This is a genomic window from Pseudomonas sp. BF-B-26 (assembly GCF_019956495.1).
Lineage (GTDB): Bacteria > Pseudomonadota > Gammaproteobacteria > Pseudomonadales > Pseudomonadaceae > Aquipseudomonas.
Genome location: NZ_JAHBDP010000053.1, coordinates 24748 through 40825, shown reverse-complemented (window position 1 = coordinate 40825; position 16078 = coordinate 24748). Strand labels below are relative to the sequence as shown.

16 protein-coding genes and 1 other RNA gene are annotated in these 16078 nt (G+C 58.1%); 11 read left to right on the top strand and 6 right to left on the bottom strand.

The features are described 5' to 3' along the window. Positions 1-25: 25 nt before the first annotated feature. Complete coding sequence (gene fur, locus KGB03_RS04445; RefSeq protein WP_003197684.1) at positions 26-430, bottom strand: ferric iron uptake transcriptional regulator; 405 nt, start codon at positions 428-430, stop codon at positions 26-28. A 97-nt stretch (positions 431-527) separates the two neighbouring features. Here fur and KGB03_RS04440 point away from each other — a divergent pair, with 97 nt between their 5' ends. Beyond that, positions 528-1055 carry an outer membrane protein assembly factor BamE gene (locus KGB03_RS04440; protein ID WP_008149042.1) on the top strand — a complete coding sequence of 176 codons (528 nt, stop codon included), beginning with the start codon at positions 528-530 and terminating at the stop codon, positions 1053-1055. 61 nt (positions 1056-1116) lie between these two features. On the opposite strand, the gene KGB03_RS04435 is transcribed toward KGB03_RS04440, so the two are convergent. Genes KGB03_RS04435 through KGB03_RS04425 form a run of 3 tightly spaced genes read right to left on the bottom strand, consistent with a single transcriptional unit; the run spans position 1117 to position 3269 of the window. Next, a complete protein-coding gene (locus KGB03_RS04435; RefSeq protein WP_223526446.1) occupies positions 1117-1431 on the bottom strand; it encodes an RnfH family protein in 315 nt (104 codons plus the stop codon). After that, positions 1424-1858, bottom strand: a complete 435-nt coding sequence (locus KGB03_RS04430) for a type II toxin-antitoxin system RatA family toxin (protein WP_008149044.1) — start codon at positions 1856-1858, stop codon at positions 1424-1426. The genes KGB03_RS04435 and KGB03_RS04430 overlap by 8 nt, the downstream gene beginning before the upstream one ends. Before the next feature lie 7 nt (positions 1859-1865). Next, positions 1866-3269 (bottom strand): sodium-dependent transporter, encoded by a 1404-nt coding sequence (locus KGB03_RS04425; RefSeq protein WP_223526445.1) that lies wholly within the window; start codon positions 3267-3269, stop codon positions 1866-1868. Between the two features lie 118 nt (positions 3270-3387). Between KGB03_RS04425 and smpB the strand changes: the two genes are divergently transcribed. Continuing rightward, positions 3388-3870 (top strand): SsrA-binding protein SmpB, encoded by a 483-nt coding sequence (gene smpB, locus KGB03_RS04420; protein ID WP_008149046.1) that lies wholly within the window; start codon positions 3388-3390, stop codon positions 3868-3870. Between the two features lie 147 nt (positions 3871-4017). Here the strand turns inward: smpB and KGB03_RS04415 are convergent, their stop codons facing one another. Next, positions 4018-4785 (bottom strand): GntR family transcriptional regulator, encoded by a 768-nt coding sequence (locus tag KGB03_RS04415; RefSeq protein ID WP_008149047.1) that lies wholly within the window; start codon positions 4783-4785, stop codon positions 4018-4020. Between the two features lie 262 nt (positions 4786-5047). Here KGB03_RS04415 and KGB03_RS04410 point away from each other — a divergent pair, with 262 nt between their 5' ends. The 6 genes from KGB03_RS04410 (at position 5048) to KGB03_RS04385 (ending at position 13050) form a co-directional block, all read left to right on the top strand. Then, positions 5048-6742 (top strand): lactate permease LctP family transporter, encoded by a 1695-nt coding sequence (locus KGB03_RS04410; protein WP_192410111.1) that lies wholly within the window; start codon positions 5048-5050, stop codon positions 6740-6742. Between the two features lie 153 nt (positions 6743-6895). Next, on the top strand, positions 6896-7720 hold the full coding sequence (locus KGB03_RS04405) for a (Fe-S)-binding protein (RefSeq protein ID WP_111450476.1): 825 nt from the start codon (positions 6896-6898) through the stop codon (positions 7718-7720). After that, entirely contained in the window at positions 7717-9171 is a 1455-nt protein-coding gene (locus KGB03_RS04400) for a LutB/LldF family L-lactate oxidation iron-sulfur protein (RefSeq protein ID WP_076028708.1), read from the top strand. The genes KGB03_RS04405 and KGB03_RS04400 overlap by 4 nt, the downstream gene beginning before the upstream one ends. After that, positions 9171-9842 (top strand): lactate utilization protein C, encoded by a 672-nt coding sequence (locus KGB03_RS04395; RefSeq protein WP_218538069.1) that lies wholly within the window; start codon positions 9171-9173, stop codon positions 9840-9842. Before KGB03_RS04400 ends, KGB03_RS04395 begins: the two co-directional genes overlap by 1 nt. Beyond that, on the top strand, positions 9839-12679 hold the full coding sequence (locus tag KGB03_RS04390; protein ID WP_218538070.1) for an FAD-binding and (Fe-S)-binding domain-containing protein: 2841 nt from the start codon (positions 9839-9841) through the stop codon (positions 12677-12679). Before KGB03_RS04395 ends, KGB03_RS04390 begins: the two co-directional genes overlap by 4 nt. Positions 12680-12777: 98 nt before the next feature. Continuing rightward, positions 12778-13050: a hypothetical protein gene (locus KGB03_RS04385; RefSeq protein WP_111450479.1), complete on the top strand. Its 273-nt coding sequence runs from the start codon at positions 12778-12780 to the stop codon at positions 13048-13050. A 72-nt stretch (positions 13051-13122) separates the two neighbouring features. Here KGB03_RS04385 and KGB03_RS04380 read toward each other — a convergent pair whose 3' ends face one another. Next, a complete protein-coding gene (locus KGB03_RS04380; protein WP_218538071.1) occupies positions 13123-13329 on the bottom strand; it encodes a hypothetical protein in 207 nt (68 codons plus the stop codon). Positions 13330-13366: 37 nt separating this feature from the next. Between KGB03_RS04380 and KGB03_RS04375 the strand changes: the two genes are divergently transcribed. The 3 genes from KGB03_RS04375 to KGB03_RS04365 all read left to right on the top strand — a co-directional run bounded on the left by KGB03_RS04375 (position 13367) and on the right by KGB03_RS04365 (position 15570). Further along, positions 13367-13618 carry a hypothetical protein gene (locus KGB03_RS04375; RefSeq protein WP_223526444.1) on the top strand — a complete coding sequence of 84 codons (252 nt, stop codon included), beginning with the start codon at positions 13367-13369 and terminating at the stop codon, positions 13616-13618. A 114-nt stretch (positions 13619-13732) separates the two neighbouring features. Further along, positions 13733-14126: a transfer-messenger RNA gene (ssrA, locus tag KGB03_RS04370) on the top strand. Between the two features lie 187 nt (positions 14127-14313). Further along, a complete protein-coding gene (locus tag KGB03_RS04365) occupies positions 14314-15570 on the top strand; it encodes an integrase domain-containing protein (RefSeq protein WP_223526443.1) in 1257 nt (418 codons plus the stop codon). Positions 15571-16078: the final 508 nt, after the last annotated feature.

The window sequence follows — 16078 nt, the reverse complement described above, 5'->3', positions numbered from 1 at the left end:
CGAACCTTAAGTTCGCGCGACATGCTTACTTTTTCTTGCGCACGTACAGCACAAGATTGTGATCAACCATCTCGAAGCCATACTTGTCGACGATTGCCTTCTGCAGTCGCTCGATTTCTTCGTCGAAGAATTCGATCACTTCACTGGTCTCGACGTTGACCATATGGTCGTGATGCTTGCCGTCGTCCAGCTCGAAGACCGCATGGCCTCCGTCGAAGTTGTGCCGCACCACAAGGCCAGCTGCCTCGAACTGGGTCAGAACACGGTAAACCGTGGCCAGACCGACGTCCTCACCAGCCTCCATCAGCGCCTTGTAGACGTCCTCGGCACTCATGTGGCGTTGCTCGGCGGAATCGAGCATTTGCAGAATCTTGACCCGTGGAAGGGTCACTTTGAGGCCGGCTTTGCGTAGTTCGCTATTTTCAACCATGGTCAGCTTTCTCGCGATGCTGCTTCGCAGCTTCTCTTAATGCGGGTATGATCGGCGTTTACGTTGTCCCAGCCAAGATAGTGGAAGTCGCCCACCGATGCAAAACACCAAGCTCTTGCTAACCAGTTTCACCTTTGTGGGACTGCTCGCACTCGCCGGTTGTTCATTCCCCGGGGTTTACAAAATCGACATCCAGCAGGGCAATGTCGTCACGCAGGACATGATAGACCAGTTACGCCCGGGAATGACCCGCAAGCAAGTACGGTTTATCATGGGCAACCCTCTGTTGACCGACACGTTCCATGCCGATCGCTGGGATTATCTGTACAGCCTGCAACCGGGTGGCGGCGAACGCCAACAGGAACGCATTAGCGTTATCTTCAACCCAAATGACCAGCTTGTCAGCCTCTCTGGTGATTTCATGCCAGGCGTGAGCCGCGACGAAGCCATTCTCGGCAAGGACAGCGGCACTACAGTTGCTGCGCCAGCAGAAAACGCCGAGAAGCCGAAACCAGAAAAACCGGTCAAGCCAGGTTCGTTGCTGGACCAGATCCAGAAGGATGTCGACGGTGTAGAAACCGTTCCAGTCCCGACTCCAGAACCTTTGGAAACCTCGCCGCAATAATTTGCGACGCAATAAAAAACCCGGCATGTCCGGGTTTTTTATTGTCCAGCATTTGAGCGAGTCACTGACTCCGGTTTTTGGCCTCAGCAGCCTTGACTGCGCGCAACCGACGAACTTCTTTCGGATCAGCCAGCAATGGCCGGTATATCTCAATGCGATCTCCAGCCTGGACAGGATGCTTGTCCGGATCAGCGATCACTTTACCGAAGATCCCCACCGGGCAACTGGCCAGATCCAGCTCCGAAAACGCCTCGCCAATGCCTGATGCCAGCAAAGCCGCCCGCACGGTTGCTCCTGCTGGAACCGTCACCGAGAGAAGCACCTGACGATCTATGGCGGCATACACCACCTCAACGTCGATCATGGCCTCAACCATGCATCTGCTTGGCGCGCTGGCAGAAGGCATCCACCAGCGTATTGGCCGCCTGATTGAACAACGGCCCCAGGGTCGCGCGGACAATCGGCCCGGCGTAATCGAACGACAGGTCCAGGCTGATCTTGCAGGCTTTCTCGCCCAACGGCTTGAACACCCAGACACCATGCAACTGATTGAACGGGCCTTCCTCGAGGTTCATCTCGATCGAATGCCCGGGCACCAGTGTGTTGCGTGTCACGAAATGCTGGCTGAGGCCACCCTTGGCCACGCCGACGCTAGCGCGCATATGCTCAGGAGAACTCTCCAGGACTTCCGCCGTTGAGCACCACGGCAGAAATTCCGGGTAACGCGCCACGTCGTTGACCAGGTCATACAGCGCTTGCGCCGGATACGGCAGCAGGGCCGAACGTTGAATGTGTGTCGTCATGTCAGCGTCACTTCCACAGCTGGGCGGCAAATACTACGAGAATGCCGATGGGCGCCACATAGCGCATCAAGAACAAGGACAGAGCGAACAACGCAGGGTTGCGGATCGACAATTCGTCGCGTACCGCTTCACGGCCCATCACCCAGCCTGCAAACACCACGAAACACAAACCACCGAGTGGCAACATGATCCGCGAGGTGAAGAAATCGATTACACCAAAGAAGTCCAGGCCACCGGCCGCGCCCCATTGATAGAGGTGGAACATCCCGCCTTCGCTCACGAAAAATTTGGCTTCCTTCCAGATATTGAAGGAAAACACCGTGCCCAGACCGACAAACCAGCAAATGAAGGCCAGCCAAAAAGTCACCCAGGCGCGGCTGACTTTCGTGCGTTCAACCAGGTAAGCCACCATCGGCTCAAGCAGGGAAATCGCCGAACTCCAGGCTGCAATCGCTACGAGCACGAAGAACACTACGCCCATCAACTGGCCGAACGCTACGTTACCAAACGCAAAGGGCAGACTGACGAACATCAAGCCGGGACCTTCGCTTGGGTTCAGGCCGCCAGCGAACACAATCGGAAACAACGCCAGACCAGCCACCAGGGAAACGAAGGTATCGAGCAGTGCCACGCCAACGATGGTGCCGGAAATCGACGAATTCTTTGGCATATAAGCGCCGTAGATCATGATGGAACCGACACCCACGCTCAGCGAAAAGAACGCGTGCCCCATGGCTGGCAGCAAGCCGTCGAGTACTTTTTCCGGGTGGAAATCAAACATGAAATGCACGCCTTCCATGAAATGCCCGGTCGTCATGCTGTAACCCAGCAGAACAATCACCATCACAAACAGCAGCGGCATCATGATTCGCAAGCTGCGTTCCAGCCCCGCAACCACGCCTTTAGCGATCACCACGGCCGACAGCAGCATGAAAATCGTGTGCCAAAGTGTCAGGCGCCACGGATCAGCGATCACATTGCCGAAGTAAGCGCCAACCTGGTCGGGCGTTGCACCCTGGAAGTCGCCACGGCCCATATCGATGATGTAATCCAGCGACCAGCCACCCACCACACTATAGAAAGACAGGATCAGCAAGGCCGTGATCATCCCGGCGAATGCGCCCCAGGACCATTTACCCGAATGCCCGGCTTCCAGCGCCAAAACCTTCAAGGCGTTGGCCGGGCTTTGACGTGCACGACGGCCGATCAAGGTTTCGGCCAGCATGACCGGCACACCGATCAGCGCGATACAGGCCAGGAACATCAGCACAAAGGCGCCACCGCCGTAGACACCGACCATGTACGGGAATTTCCAGATACTACCCAGGCCCACGGCCGAACCGGTCGCGGCGAGTATGAAGACCCAGCGGCTAGCCCAACTGCCGTGGACAGAAACCTTGTCTGTCGACATCGTTATCACGCCCAAGCGTTCAAAAAAGAGGCCGCATTGTCCGGGATTCAATCAACCTGCTCAAGCACGTAGCGATACCGTAGCCGACTCGCTTGCAACTCCCTATAATGCCGCCCCTATGGCTAAACAGAAGAAACACCCAACAGGGACCATCGCGCAAAATAAAAAGGCGCGACACGATTACTTCATCGAGCATAAGTTCGAGGCTGGTCTGGTCCTGGCCGGCTGGGAAGTAAAAAGTCTGCGGGCAAGCAAGCTGCAACTGGTTGACAGTTACGTACTGCTCAAGGATGGCGAAGCCTGGCTGCTCGGCAGCCACATTACGCCACTGATGACCGCCAGCACCCACGTCATCGCTGATCCGACCCGCACCCGAAAGTTGCTGCTCAACCGGCGCGAGCTGGAAAAACTGGCCACGGCCGTGCAGCAAAAAGGTTACGCCTGCGTATGCCTGTCCTGGTACTGGAGCAAGCACATGGTCAAGTGCGAGATCGCTCTGGGCAAGGGCAAGAAGGAATACGACAAGCGTGATACCGAACGCGAGCGCGACGCCGGTCGCGAGTTGCAGCGCGCGGTGCGCAACAAGGGCAAGGAAGATTAATTTTCCTTCTGCCCGAAGCCGCCTTCGCGAGCAAGCCCGCTCCCACACTGGACCTTGTCTGGAGATAAATTGATGCCTGACATCGATCTAATGTGGGAGCGGGCTTGCTCGCGAAGGCGATCGCACAATCACCACAGTACTTACTGACTACATCCCCTTGCGCCGCTCCGCCCGAGCCATGCGCTGTACTTCCTGACGCACTTCTTCCAGCACTTCCTGCACATACAAAATGTGTCGACTGGAGACTTCCCGCGCCTGCTCGGCCCTTCCTTCAATAATCGCCAGGTACAACTCCCGGTGCTGCGTGATCAGCATGTCGCGGGTTTCCGTACGCTGCTTGTACATCCCGCCGATGTTGGTCACCACGTTACGCTTGAGCAGATCGAACAACCCGCGAATGGTGTGCAGCAACACCGCGTTGTGACTGGCCTCAGCAATGGCCAGGTGGAATTTCGCATCCGCCGCGCCCTCTTCCGCCCGACTTACCTCGTCGTGACGCGTATAGCAGTCCTGCAATTCGTTGAAGGCCGCGGTCAATCGCTCGCGATCAACGTCCGTAGCACGCATGGCTGCGTAATAGGCACAGGAGGCTTCCAGGGTGTGACGAAATTCCAGCAGATCGCGCTGCGCTTCAGGGTTGCTTTCCAGCAGATGCAGCAGCGGATCGCTGAAGGTTGACCCCAGCGACTCCACCACATAATTGCCCCCGCCCTGGCGACTGACCAGCAAGCCTTTGGCCGCCAGTTTCTGAATCGCTTCGCGCAACGAGGGGCGTGACACGCCGAACTGCTCAGCCAACGCACGTTCGGCCGGCAAGCGCTCACCCGCCTTCAGCGTGCCCTCGAGAATCATCCCCTCGAGCTGCTCGACAATATCGTCAGACAAACGGCGCTGACGAATCTGATCAAACCCCATAACTCATTTCTCCACGATCCCGACGGCTCGCCGGGGTGTCTATTCTGGCCTATCAGGGCTGTGTCAGCACCTGCCAGACGGCATTTGGTCGAGCGGACCAAATGACTTCTGCACCGCGCATTCGACAAAAGTTTTAGGGCGGCAAATTGACACGCCGCCTACAACGCTTTTACCCTAGCCAACAGCGATTGTAAATTGGTATTACCAATTATCCAAGAACGCTGACCAGTGCCTGACCAACAACAATTAGGGGCCACCCCATATGCAAACCTGGCAACAGCTCTATTCTCCGCTCGGCAGTCTCGGCGTGTCCGCGCTCGCAGCCGTTATCCCCATCGTGTTTTTCTTCCTGGCATTGGCCGTGTTCCGACTCAAAGGACACGTGGCCGGGAGCATCACGCTGGCCTTGTCCATTGCCGTGGCGATCTTCGCCTTCCAGATGCCCGTCGACATGGCCTTCGCCGCCGCCGGCTATGGCTTCGCCTACGGCCTGTGGCCGATTGCCTGGATCATCGTGGCGGCGGTATTCCTCTACAAACTGACGGTCAAGAGTGGTCAGTTCGAAGTGATCCGCAGCTCGGTGCTGTCGATTACCGACGACCAGCGCCTGCAAGTGCTGCTGATCGGCTTCTGCTTCGGCGCCTTCCTGGAAGGTGCCGCCGGTTTCGGTGCGCCGGTCGCGATTACCGCCGCACTGTTGGTAGGACTGGGCTTCAACCCGTTGTACGCCGCGGGTCTGTGCCTGATCGCCAACACCGCACCGGTTGCCTTCGGCGCTCTGGGGATTCCGATCATTGTCGCCGGGCAGGTTACGGGTATCGACGCGTTCAAGATCGGCGCCATGACGGGCCGCCAACTGCCGTTGCTGTCGCTGTTTGTGCCGTTCTGGCTGGTGTTCATGATGGATGGCCTGCGCGGCGTTCGCGAAACCTGGCCGGCAGCACTGGTGGCCGGCTTGAGCTTTGCCATCACCCAATATTTCACGTCGAACTTCATCGGCCCGGAACTGCCGGACATCACCTCGGCCCTGGTCAGCCTGATTTCCCTGACACTGTTCCTGAAAGTCTGGCAACCCAAACGCGCCGCAGGCCAACACATCGTCGGTGCCGTCTCGGCTTCTGTGGTGAGCGCCAGCGCTGGCGGTTTCGGCCTGCCGCGCAGCACCGTGGCTTCGCCCTACAGCTTCGGTGAAATTCTCAAAGCCTGGTCACCGTTCCTGATCCTCACCGTGCTGGTGACCATCTGGACCTTGAAACCCTTCAAGGCGATGTTTGCCGCTGGCGGGTCGATGTACAGCTGGGTGTTCAACTTCGCAATCCCGCACCTGGACCAAATGGTGATCAAGGTCGCACCGATCGTGGCCGCCCCGACCGCTATCCCGGCGGTGTTCAAACTCGATCCGATTTCCGCGACCGGCACAGCGATTTTCTTCTCCGCGCTGATCTCGATGCTGATACTGAAGATCAATGTCAAAACTGGTCTTACCACTTTGAAAGAGACCTTCTACGAGCTGCGCTGGCCGATTCTGTCCATCGGTATGGTGCTCGCCTTTGCCTTCGTCACTAACTACTCGGGCATGTCCTCGACCATGGCGCTGGTTCTGGCAGGCACCGGCGCAGCCTTCCCGTTCTTCTCGCCGTTCCTCGGCTGGCTGGGTGTGTTCCTGACCGGTTCCGATACCTCGTCCAACGCGCTGTTCAGTTCGCTGCAAGCGACCACTGCGCACCAGATCGGCGTCAACGATGTGTTGCTGGTTGCGGCGAACACCAGCGGTGGCGTGACCGGCAAGATGATCTCGCCACAATCGATCGCCGTCGCCTGCGCCGCGACCGGTCTGGTGGGCAAGGAATCGGATCTGTTCCGTTTCACCCTCAAGCACAGCCTGTTCTTTGCAACGATCGTCGGTTTGATCACCCTGGCTCAGGCCTACTGGTTCACCGGCATGCTGGTGCACTAAGTACTACACGATAAAAAAGCAAAAACCGACGCCGGACCACGATTCCGGCGTCAGCTATTCACAACCCGGTCTGTAAGGCTGCTGAAAGCTTGCCACTCTATATTTCAGCAGCCTCGACAGACGGATAACCGGGACCACCCGGAGACACGCCTGATGAGCGAGCTTTTTTACAACGCTGTGCCGAATGCGACCCGCGTCGCCCCGCCACTGCCCGAGCCTAGGCAATACCCCAGCGAGAAACCGTCACGGGTCTACCTGTTCGGAACCTGCGTGGTGGATTTGTTCTACCCCGAAGCCGGGATGGACGCGATTCACTTGCTGGAACGCGAAGGCATTCGTGTCGAGTATCCACAGGGGCAAAGCTGCTGCGGACAACCGGCCTACACCTCGGGTTACACCGAGCAGGCGAGGACCGTGGCACGCTCGCAACTGGCGCTGTTTGCCGGGGACTATCCGGTGGTGGTGCCGTCGGGATCGTGTGCCGGAATGTTGCGCGAACACTACGCCGACTTGTTCAAGGACGAGCCGGACACGCTGAAACAGGTTCAGGCGCTGGCTGCCCGGACTTATGAACTGGCCGAGTTTTTGTTGTTCGTCTGCAAGGTGCAGCTCAAGGACAGTGGCGAGCCAGTCAAAGTAGCGTTGCACACGTCGTGCTCGGCACGTCGTGAGATGAACACCCACTTGCATGGCCGCGAGTTGTTGGCGCAGCTGCGTAACGTGGAACGAGTCGACCACAGCCATGAAAGTGAATGCTGTGGCTTCGGTGGGACTTTCAGCGTCCGTATGCCAGACATTTCCGGCGCGATGGTGGCTGACAAGACCCGGTCGTTGAAGGAATCCGGCGCGCACAAGGTACTGAGTGCCGACTGCGGTTGCCTGATGAACATCAACGGCTCGCTGGAGAAACAGAAGGAAGCATTGCGGGGCCAACACCTGGCCAGCTTCCTTTGGCAGCGAACCGGAGGTGTTCTATGAACGCTTCCGCGATTATTCCTACGGTTGCCGTGGAAGAAGATTTTCGCATCCGCGCTCACAAGGCGCTGGATGACAAGCAGCTGCGAAATAACTTTCGCACGGCGATGGATTCGCTGATGACCAAACGGGCAGCGTCCTTCAGCGATGCCCACGAAAGAGAACATTTGCGAGCGCTGGGCAATGCTGTCCGTGCCCGTGCGTTATCCAAGTTGCCCGACCTGCTCGAGCAGCTTGAACAGAACCTGACCCGCAACGGTGTGACAGTGCACTGGGCGGAAACGGTGGACGAAGCCAATGGCATCGTCCTCTCGATCATCCGCGCTCACGAGGGGCGGCAAGTGATCAAGGGCAAATCGATGGTCAGCGAAGAGATGGAAATGAATCATTTCCTCGCTGAACAGGGCATTGAATGCCTGGAATCGGACATGGGCGAGTACATCGTCCAGCTCGACCACGAGAAGCCTTCACACATTATTATGCCGGCGATCCACAAGAATGCCGGTCAGGTCGCGTCCTTGTTCCACGACAAACTTGGCGTGGAATACACCAAGGACGTTGACCAACTCATTCAGATCGGTCGCAAGGTCTTGCGGCAGAAATTCTTCGAAGCGGACATCGGCGTCTCCGGCGTCAACTTCGCCGTGGCCGAAACCGGCACCTTGCTGCTGGTGGAAAACGAAGGCAACGGGCGCATGACCACCACCGTGCCACCGGTGCACATCGCCGTCACCGGCATCGAAAAAGTCGTGGAAAACCTGCGCGATGTGGTGCCGCTGCTGTCACTGCTGACCCGCTCAGCCCTCGGCCAGCCGATCACCACCTACGTCAACATGATCTCCGGCCCGCGCAAGGAACATGAACTCGACGGCCCTCAGGAAGTGCACCTGGTATTGCTCGACAACGGTCGCAGCCAAGCCTTCGCCGACAGCGAATTGCGCCAGACCCTGAACTGCATCCGCTGTGGCGCCTGTATGAATCATTGCCCGGTCTACACCCGAATCGGCGGCCACGCCTATGGGGAGGTTTACCCTGGGCCTATCGGAAAAATCATCACCCCGCACATGGTCGGCCTGGCGAAAGTCCCGGACCACCCGAGTGCCTCGTCGCTGTGTGGCGCCTGCGGTGAAGTCTGTCCGGTAAAAATTCCGATCCCGGCGCTGCTGCGTCGCCTACGGGAAGAGAACGTCAAAGCCCCGGACAGCCCTCATCAAGTGATGCGCGGCCAGGGCAGCAAGTACTCGCGCAAAGAACGGTTTATCTGGAATGCCTGGGCGAAGCTCAACAGCTCACCCACGCTTTATCGACTGTTCGGCTTCTTCGCCACTCGATTGCGAGCACTGGCACCCAGTAACGTCGGTCCCTGGACGCAAAACCACAGCGCACCGAAACCCGCTGCCCGCTCACTGCATGACATGGCCCGCGAGCATTTGGCCAAACAGGGAGATCGCTGATGAGCGCCAAGCAAAATATCCTCGCCAAGTTGCGGAACAGTCTCGCGGGGACCACACCAGTGCCTGACGAATTCGACGTCGAACTGGTGACAGCGCCCTACACCTACACGGCCGAGCAACGCATCCCACAGCTGCGCAAACTGATGGAAGCGGTGCACACCGAAATCCACCTGACGTCCGGCGAAGGCTGGCCTTCGTTGCTTGCTCAGTTGTTGCGGGACCGTCAGTTGCCGAGTTTGTTGATTGCACCGACTACGCCTCACGGGCAACGCGTCACTCAGCACTGGGCGAAAAATCCTGATCTGCCAACGCTCAAGTCCTACGACCGTCCGGTTGAAGCATGGAAGACCGAACTGTTCAACGACACGCCGGCCAGCCTGACCGGCACCCTCGGCGCAATCGCCGCCACAGGTAGCCTGATTCTCTGGCCGACGCGGGAAGAACCGCGCCTGATGAGCCTGGTGCCGCCCGTGCATTTCGCCCTGCTCAAGGCCAGTGAAATCCGCGACAACTTCTATCAAGTGCAGCAGGAATTCGAGTGGGCCCAAGGCATGCCAACCAACGCCCTGCTGGTGTCCGGTCCGTCAAAAACCGCTGACATCGAGCAGGTCCTGGCCTACGGCGCTCACGGTCCGAAAGACCTCGTGGTCATGATCCTGGAGGACCAATGAATCTACCCGCGGCTTTCCTGCGAGATGCGCAGCAACTGATTCCCCTGGAGCGACGTTTCGACGATCCGTTGTCGACGTTGGCCTTTGGCACCGACGCCAGTTTCTACCGGCTGATTCCGAAACTGGTGATTCGTGTCGAGTCGGAAGATGAGGTAGTCGCGCTGCTCAAACTCGCGCAACGGGATCAAGTTCCTGTGACCTTCCGCGCCGCCGGCACCAGTCTGTCCGGCCAGGCCATCAGCGACTCGGTGTTGATCGTGCTGGGGGATAACTGGAACGGTCGCGAGATTCGCGGGCAAGGTACGCAAATCCGCCTGCAACCGGGCGTGATCGGCGCGCAGGCCAACGCGTGGCTGGCGCCGTTCGGGCGCAAGATCGGCCCGGACCCGGCGTCGATCAATGCCTGTAAAATCGGCGGCATCGTCGCCAACAATGCCAGCGGCATGTGCTGCGGTACAGCGCAAAACACCTATCACACGTTGGCTGGCATTCGTCTGGTGCTGGCCGACGGCAGCCGTCTCGATACCGAAGATGCGGCGAGTGTTGCGGCGTTTCGTGAGAGCCACGCGTCACTGCTTGAACGCTTGGCAACGTTGGGCCGCGAAACCCGCGCCAATGCCGAACTGGCGGCGAGAATTCGCCACAAATACCGTCTGAAAAACACCACCGGGCTGTCACTCAATGCGTTGGTGGATTTCGACGAGCCTGTGGATATCTTGAGCCACTTGCTGGTGGGCTCCGAAGGCACCCTCGGTTTCATCAGCGCGGTGACTTACGACACGGTGATCGACCACCCGAACAAGGCCTCAGCGCTGATCGTGTTTCCAGATGTGGAAACCTGCTGCAACGCCGTGACTGTGCTGAAAAGCCAACCGGTGTCGGCTGTGGAGCTGCTGGATCGACGCAGTCTGCGTTCGGTGCAGGACAAACCCGGCATGCCCGTTTTCGTACAACAACTGTCGAACAATGCCTGCGCGCTGCTGATCGAATCCCGCGCCGCATCGTCCACGTTGCTACAGGAACAACTGGCGCACATCATGGCGTCGTTGACTTCTTTCCCGGTGGAAAAACAAGTCGACTTCACCGAAGACCCGGTGGAAAACGCCCGGCTCTGGGCGATCCGCAAAGACACCTTCCCCGCCGTCGGCGCCGTGCGCAAAACCGGCACCACGGTGATCATCGAAGACGTGACGTTCCCGGTTGAACAACTGGCCACCGGCGTAAACCGCCTGATCGAGCTGTTCGACAAACATCACTACGACGAAGCGATCCTTTTCGGACACGCGCTGGAAGGCAATCTGCACTTCGTCTTCACCCAAGGCTTCAACAACCCGGCAGAAGTCGCACGCTATCAGGCGTTCATGGACGACGTGGCGCAACTGGTAGCCGTGGAGTTCGGCGGCTCGCTGAAAGCTGAACACGGCACCGGGCGCAACATGGCACCCTTTGTCGAACTGGAATGGGGCAGCGATGCCTACCAGTTGATGTGGCAGCTTAAACGCCTGCTCGACCCCAACGGTATTCTCAACCCGGACGTGGTGCTCAGCGAGGATCCGCAGATCCACCTCAAGCACCTGAAGCCGTTGCCGGCCGCCGATGAGATTGTGGATAAGTGCATCGAGTGCGGTTTCTGTGAACCGGTCTGCCCGTCGAAAGGACTGACCCTGAGCCCGCGCCAGCGCATCGTGATCTGGCGTGATATTCAAGCGAAGAAACGCGCTGGCGTGGACACCACCGAACTCGAAGCCGCTTACGAATACCAAGGCATCGACACCTGCGCCGCCACCGGCCTCTGCGCGCAACGTTGCCCTGTAGGAATCAACACCGGCGAGCTGGTGAAAAAGCTCCGTAGTCGGCAGGCAACTCATACGAAAACGGCCAATTGGCTGGAAGGTAATTTCGCCACTGCGCTGCAAGGCGCGCGTTTCACCCTGCACGTGGCCAATGGCGCGCGGATGCTGTTGGGGGCTCCACGCTTGGCAAAACTGTCGGCGACGTTGACGCGCCTATCCAAAGGTCAGGTTCCGCAATGGACCAATGCCATGCCGCAACCGGAAAAAGCCATTCGTTTCAGCCCGATCGTGTCGGACGATCGCCCTCGAGTGGTGTATCTGGCGGCGTGTGTGTCGCGGGCAATGGGCCCGGCGGCGGGTGATAAAGAGCAAATGTCGCTGTACGACAAAACCCGTGGGCTGCTGGAAAAGGCCGGTTACCAAGTGGTCTTTCCGGACAACCTGGACAACCTCTGCTGCGGTCAACCGTTCGCCTCCAAAGGCTACGCCGAACAGGCCGAACACAAACGCCAGGAGCTGATCGGCGCCTTGCTGCACGCCAGTCGCGGCGGGCTCGACCCGATCTACTGCGACACCAGTCCGTGTACGTTACGGCTGGTTCAGGACTTGGGCGATGTGCGCCTGGACCTGTACGACCCGGTGCGCTTCATCCGTACGCACTTGATGGATCGCCTCGATTTCACACCGCAGGAAGCGCCGATTGCGGTGCACGTCACTTGCAGCACGCAGCACCTTGGCGAAAGTCAGGCGCTGATTGATCTGGCGCGTAAATGCAGCAAAAACGTGGTCATTCCCGAAGGCATTCACTGCTGCGGTTTTGCAGGGGATAAAGGCTTTACTACGCCGGAACTGAACGCACATTCGTTGCGCACGCTCAAGGATGCGGTGCAGCAGTGCAGCGAGGGGATTTCGACCAGCCGCACGTGTGAGATCGGTCTGACGCAGCACGGCGGAATTGATTACCACGGGCTAGTCTATTTGGTGGATCGGGTAACGCAGGCGAGGGTCTTGCAAGAAAAACAGAACCCTGATGCGCTGCCATAGTCCACAGAATAAGCCCGGACGTTACCGGGCTTTACCCAAACTCGGCAGCCCGTCCTGACGGCCAGCGATGTCTGGACCCTCAGTTCAAGGAGATACACATGAAACGTTCTGTACTGTTAGGTCTGTTCGTTACTGTCTCGCTGATGGCGTCCACCTCGTTTGCCGCTGACGACCTCTGTACGGTCAACCTGAAAACCATCGAAAATGCCAAGGCACAGACTCCTCCGGAGATGGCTGATCAGGTAATGGAAAGCGTCACGAAAGCCAAAGCCGATCAGGCAAAAGGCACCAAGGAAGGGACAGATGATTGCATCGCCGAGACCGAACAAACTATCCAGCAACTCAAGAACGCGAACAAAGGCGGGAAGTAACCCAGCACAAGGCCAACCTTCGGGTTGGCCATCTGGGCCTTGTTGGCGTATACCGCGCAAGCTTGTTGCTCATCAGGATTCAAAGAGCAACAGGCTGGCGGCTGCACAGTTAAGCCATAACGCGATCTGAAGCAGCTGGCGAAATTGCTCATTGCTTCTGACAAACAGTTTTTTCATAGCCTTTCTCAAGAAACCGAATTCCTGCGCAGCGCCGTGGTCTTTTAAGTAGGCCTCATCCATCGTGGCTTGTTTTTCGACTCGGCCGAGCCGCCCGCTCATACGGCAGCACCGAGACCATCAGTACAAGGAGATATCCATGAAATGTACCGCACTCGCTGGTTTGGTCATGTCTGCTGCAATGTTGGCCTCTCCCGTATTTGCAGCGGACAACGACCTTTGTACCAGCAAGCTGCAGGAGCTCGAAGCCAAAGTGAATGCGCTACCAACGACCTCCACCAACGCACCGGAGATCAAAAGACTGCTGGCCAGCGCCAAAACTTCAAAAGCCGCCGGGGACGACAAGAAATGCGCCACCGAGGCCATCCAGGCATTGGCGCTGACAAACTGAGCAACGAACCCAACCCATGATCACTCGCGGCCACCTTCGGGTTGGCCTTCTGACGTGTGTTGGCGTACACTGCGCAGGCTTGTTGCTCACTTTGATTCACAGAGCAACAGGCTCGGGGCCGTTTAGGATTCGACGCCGGTTGCGAAACTTTAGGTGCATGCCGAGTTGGTAACAGAACTCGTAAATCCACTGTTGCAACTTTCTATAGTTGCCAATGACGAAACCTACGGGGAATACGCTCTCGCTGCGTAAGCAGCCTTAGCCCTTCCCTTCTGGTACCTTCGGGTCCAGCAATCATCAGGGGATGTCTGTAAACCCAAAGTGATTGTCATATAGAACAGAATCGCCGTGCAGTACGTTGTGGACGAAGCGGCTAAAACTTACACAACTCGCCCAAAGCACCCTGCCCGTCGGGTCGCTGAGGGTTAACTTAATAGACACGGCTACGCATGTAGTACCGACAGCGGAGTACTGGCGGACGGGGGTTCAAATCCCCCCGGCTCCACCAAATGATCAAAAAAAGACGTCCAAGGACGTCTTTTTTTGTGCCTGCGATCCAGTAAATACGCGGCCTCCAGCGCTTTTGCGGTCCTCTGAGATTTTTTGAGTTCCAGCCATTCGGGTATTCCAAACGGTATTCCAGCCCATCCGGTGCTAATCTTTGGAATACCGAATCAGTGCCTGAGGACAATCTCATGCCTGCCCAAAACCTCCGCCTCTCCGATCGACAGCTCAAGGGAGTCAAACCCGCGTCCAAGGATTACGTCCTCACCGACGGTGACGGTTTGCAGCTCCGCGTACGCAGCAACGGCTCGTTGCTGTGGAATTTCAACTACCGCGAACCGCGCACCAAAAAGCGCATCAACATCGGCTTCGGGACCTACCCCGAACTGTCACTGGCGAACGCACGAAAGAAGGCAGTCGAAGCGCGAGAGCTGCTCGCCCAGGGCATCGATCCGAAGGTGCAGCGCAATACGCTGAATGAAGCCAAGCGCGCAGAAACGGAACACACCTTCGAGAACGTGGCCGCCGCCTGGTTCGAGCTTAAGAAAGACTCGGTCACGCCGGCCTACGCTGAAGACATTTGGCGGTCGCTCACGCTACATGTGCTTCCCGACTTGAAGACGACGCCACTCGCGAAAATCACCGCGCCGATGGTGATCGAACTGCTTCGTCCGATCGAAGCGAAAGGGAGCCTGGAAACGGTGAAGCGTCTTAGCCAGCGGCTAAACGAGATCATGACCTACGGAGTGAACTCAGGCCTGATCTTCGCCAACCCACTCAGCGGCATCCGAGCGGTTTTCAAGAAGCCCAAGAAAGAAAATATGGCCGCGCTCCCGCCCGAAGAGCTCCCCGAGCTCATGCTGGAGATCGCGAACGCCAGTATCAAACGCACGACCCGCTGTCTGATCGAATGGCAGTTGCATACCATGACTCGCCCTGCCGAGGCGGCAACTACTCGCTGGGCAGACATCGACTTTGAGAGGCGTGTCTGGACCATCCCTCCGGAGCGAATGAAGAAGCGCCGTCCACACAGCATCCCGTTGAGTGATCACGCTGTTGCACTACTGGAATCACTCAAGTCTCACAGCGGCCATCGCGAATACGTCTTCCCGGCAGACAGAAATCCGCGCACCCACGCCAATAGCCAAACTGCCAACATGGCGTTGAAGCGTATGGGCTTCCAGGATCGCTTGGTCAGCCACGGCATGCGTTCGATGGCGAGCACCATCTTGAATGAGCATGGCTGGGACCCGGAGCTTATTGAAGTCGCACTGGCGCACGTCGACAAGGATGAGGTGCGGAGCGCCTACAACCGCGCCGACTACATTGAGCGCCGGCGTCCGATGATGGCCTGGTGGAGTGAGCACATCCAGAAAGCCGCCACCGGTAGCCTGCTCGCCTCAGCATACGGCCAAGTCAGAGACAAGAACGTGGTGCCGATCCGCTAGCGCTGTAGAGGCGCAATAACGGCGGCGACAGCAACTGAGCGCTCAAGATTCAGGGAAAGCAGCCTCGTTTATCCGCTTGTAAGCGCGGGTCCTTCCAAACAGGGCTGCAAAGCCGCCCTGTTTGGAAGGACCTCACTTTGAAAAGCTAAAAGCCACGACGTTGTCCGGGGCTTACCAAGGAATTCCACAGGTGGATAACCGCCCTGAAAGTCCAAAGAAGCGGTGGGTTTCGACCCTTGACCGGGTGTATCCACAGGCGTAGAACTGGCCGTGCAAGCGCTGTCGATGACAGCACCCCAGGTGGCCAGAACCTTCAAGGTCACGCCGCTCCCGCGGTGGTTCTCCCTAAAGGCGATTCGCATCCGGCAGCTCGCCCGGTCACCTCACTCGGTGATGGATGCTCTCTAATCTCATGGCCCTAGTGCGCCAGCTACACCGTACCTCGCTGTCCTGCAGCAAGCTATCCGCTTGGCCGAATCTTGCGCCAACCTGCGCCCGTCTCTTTCTC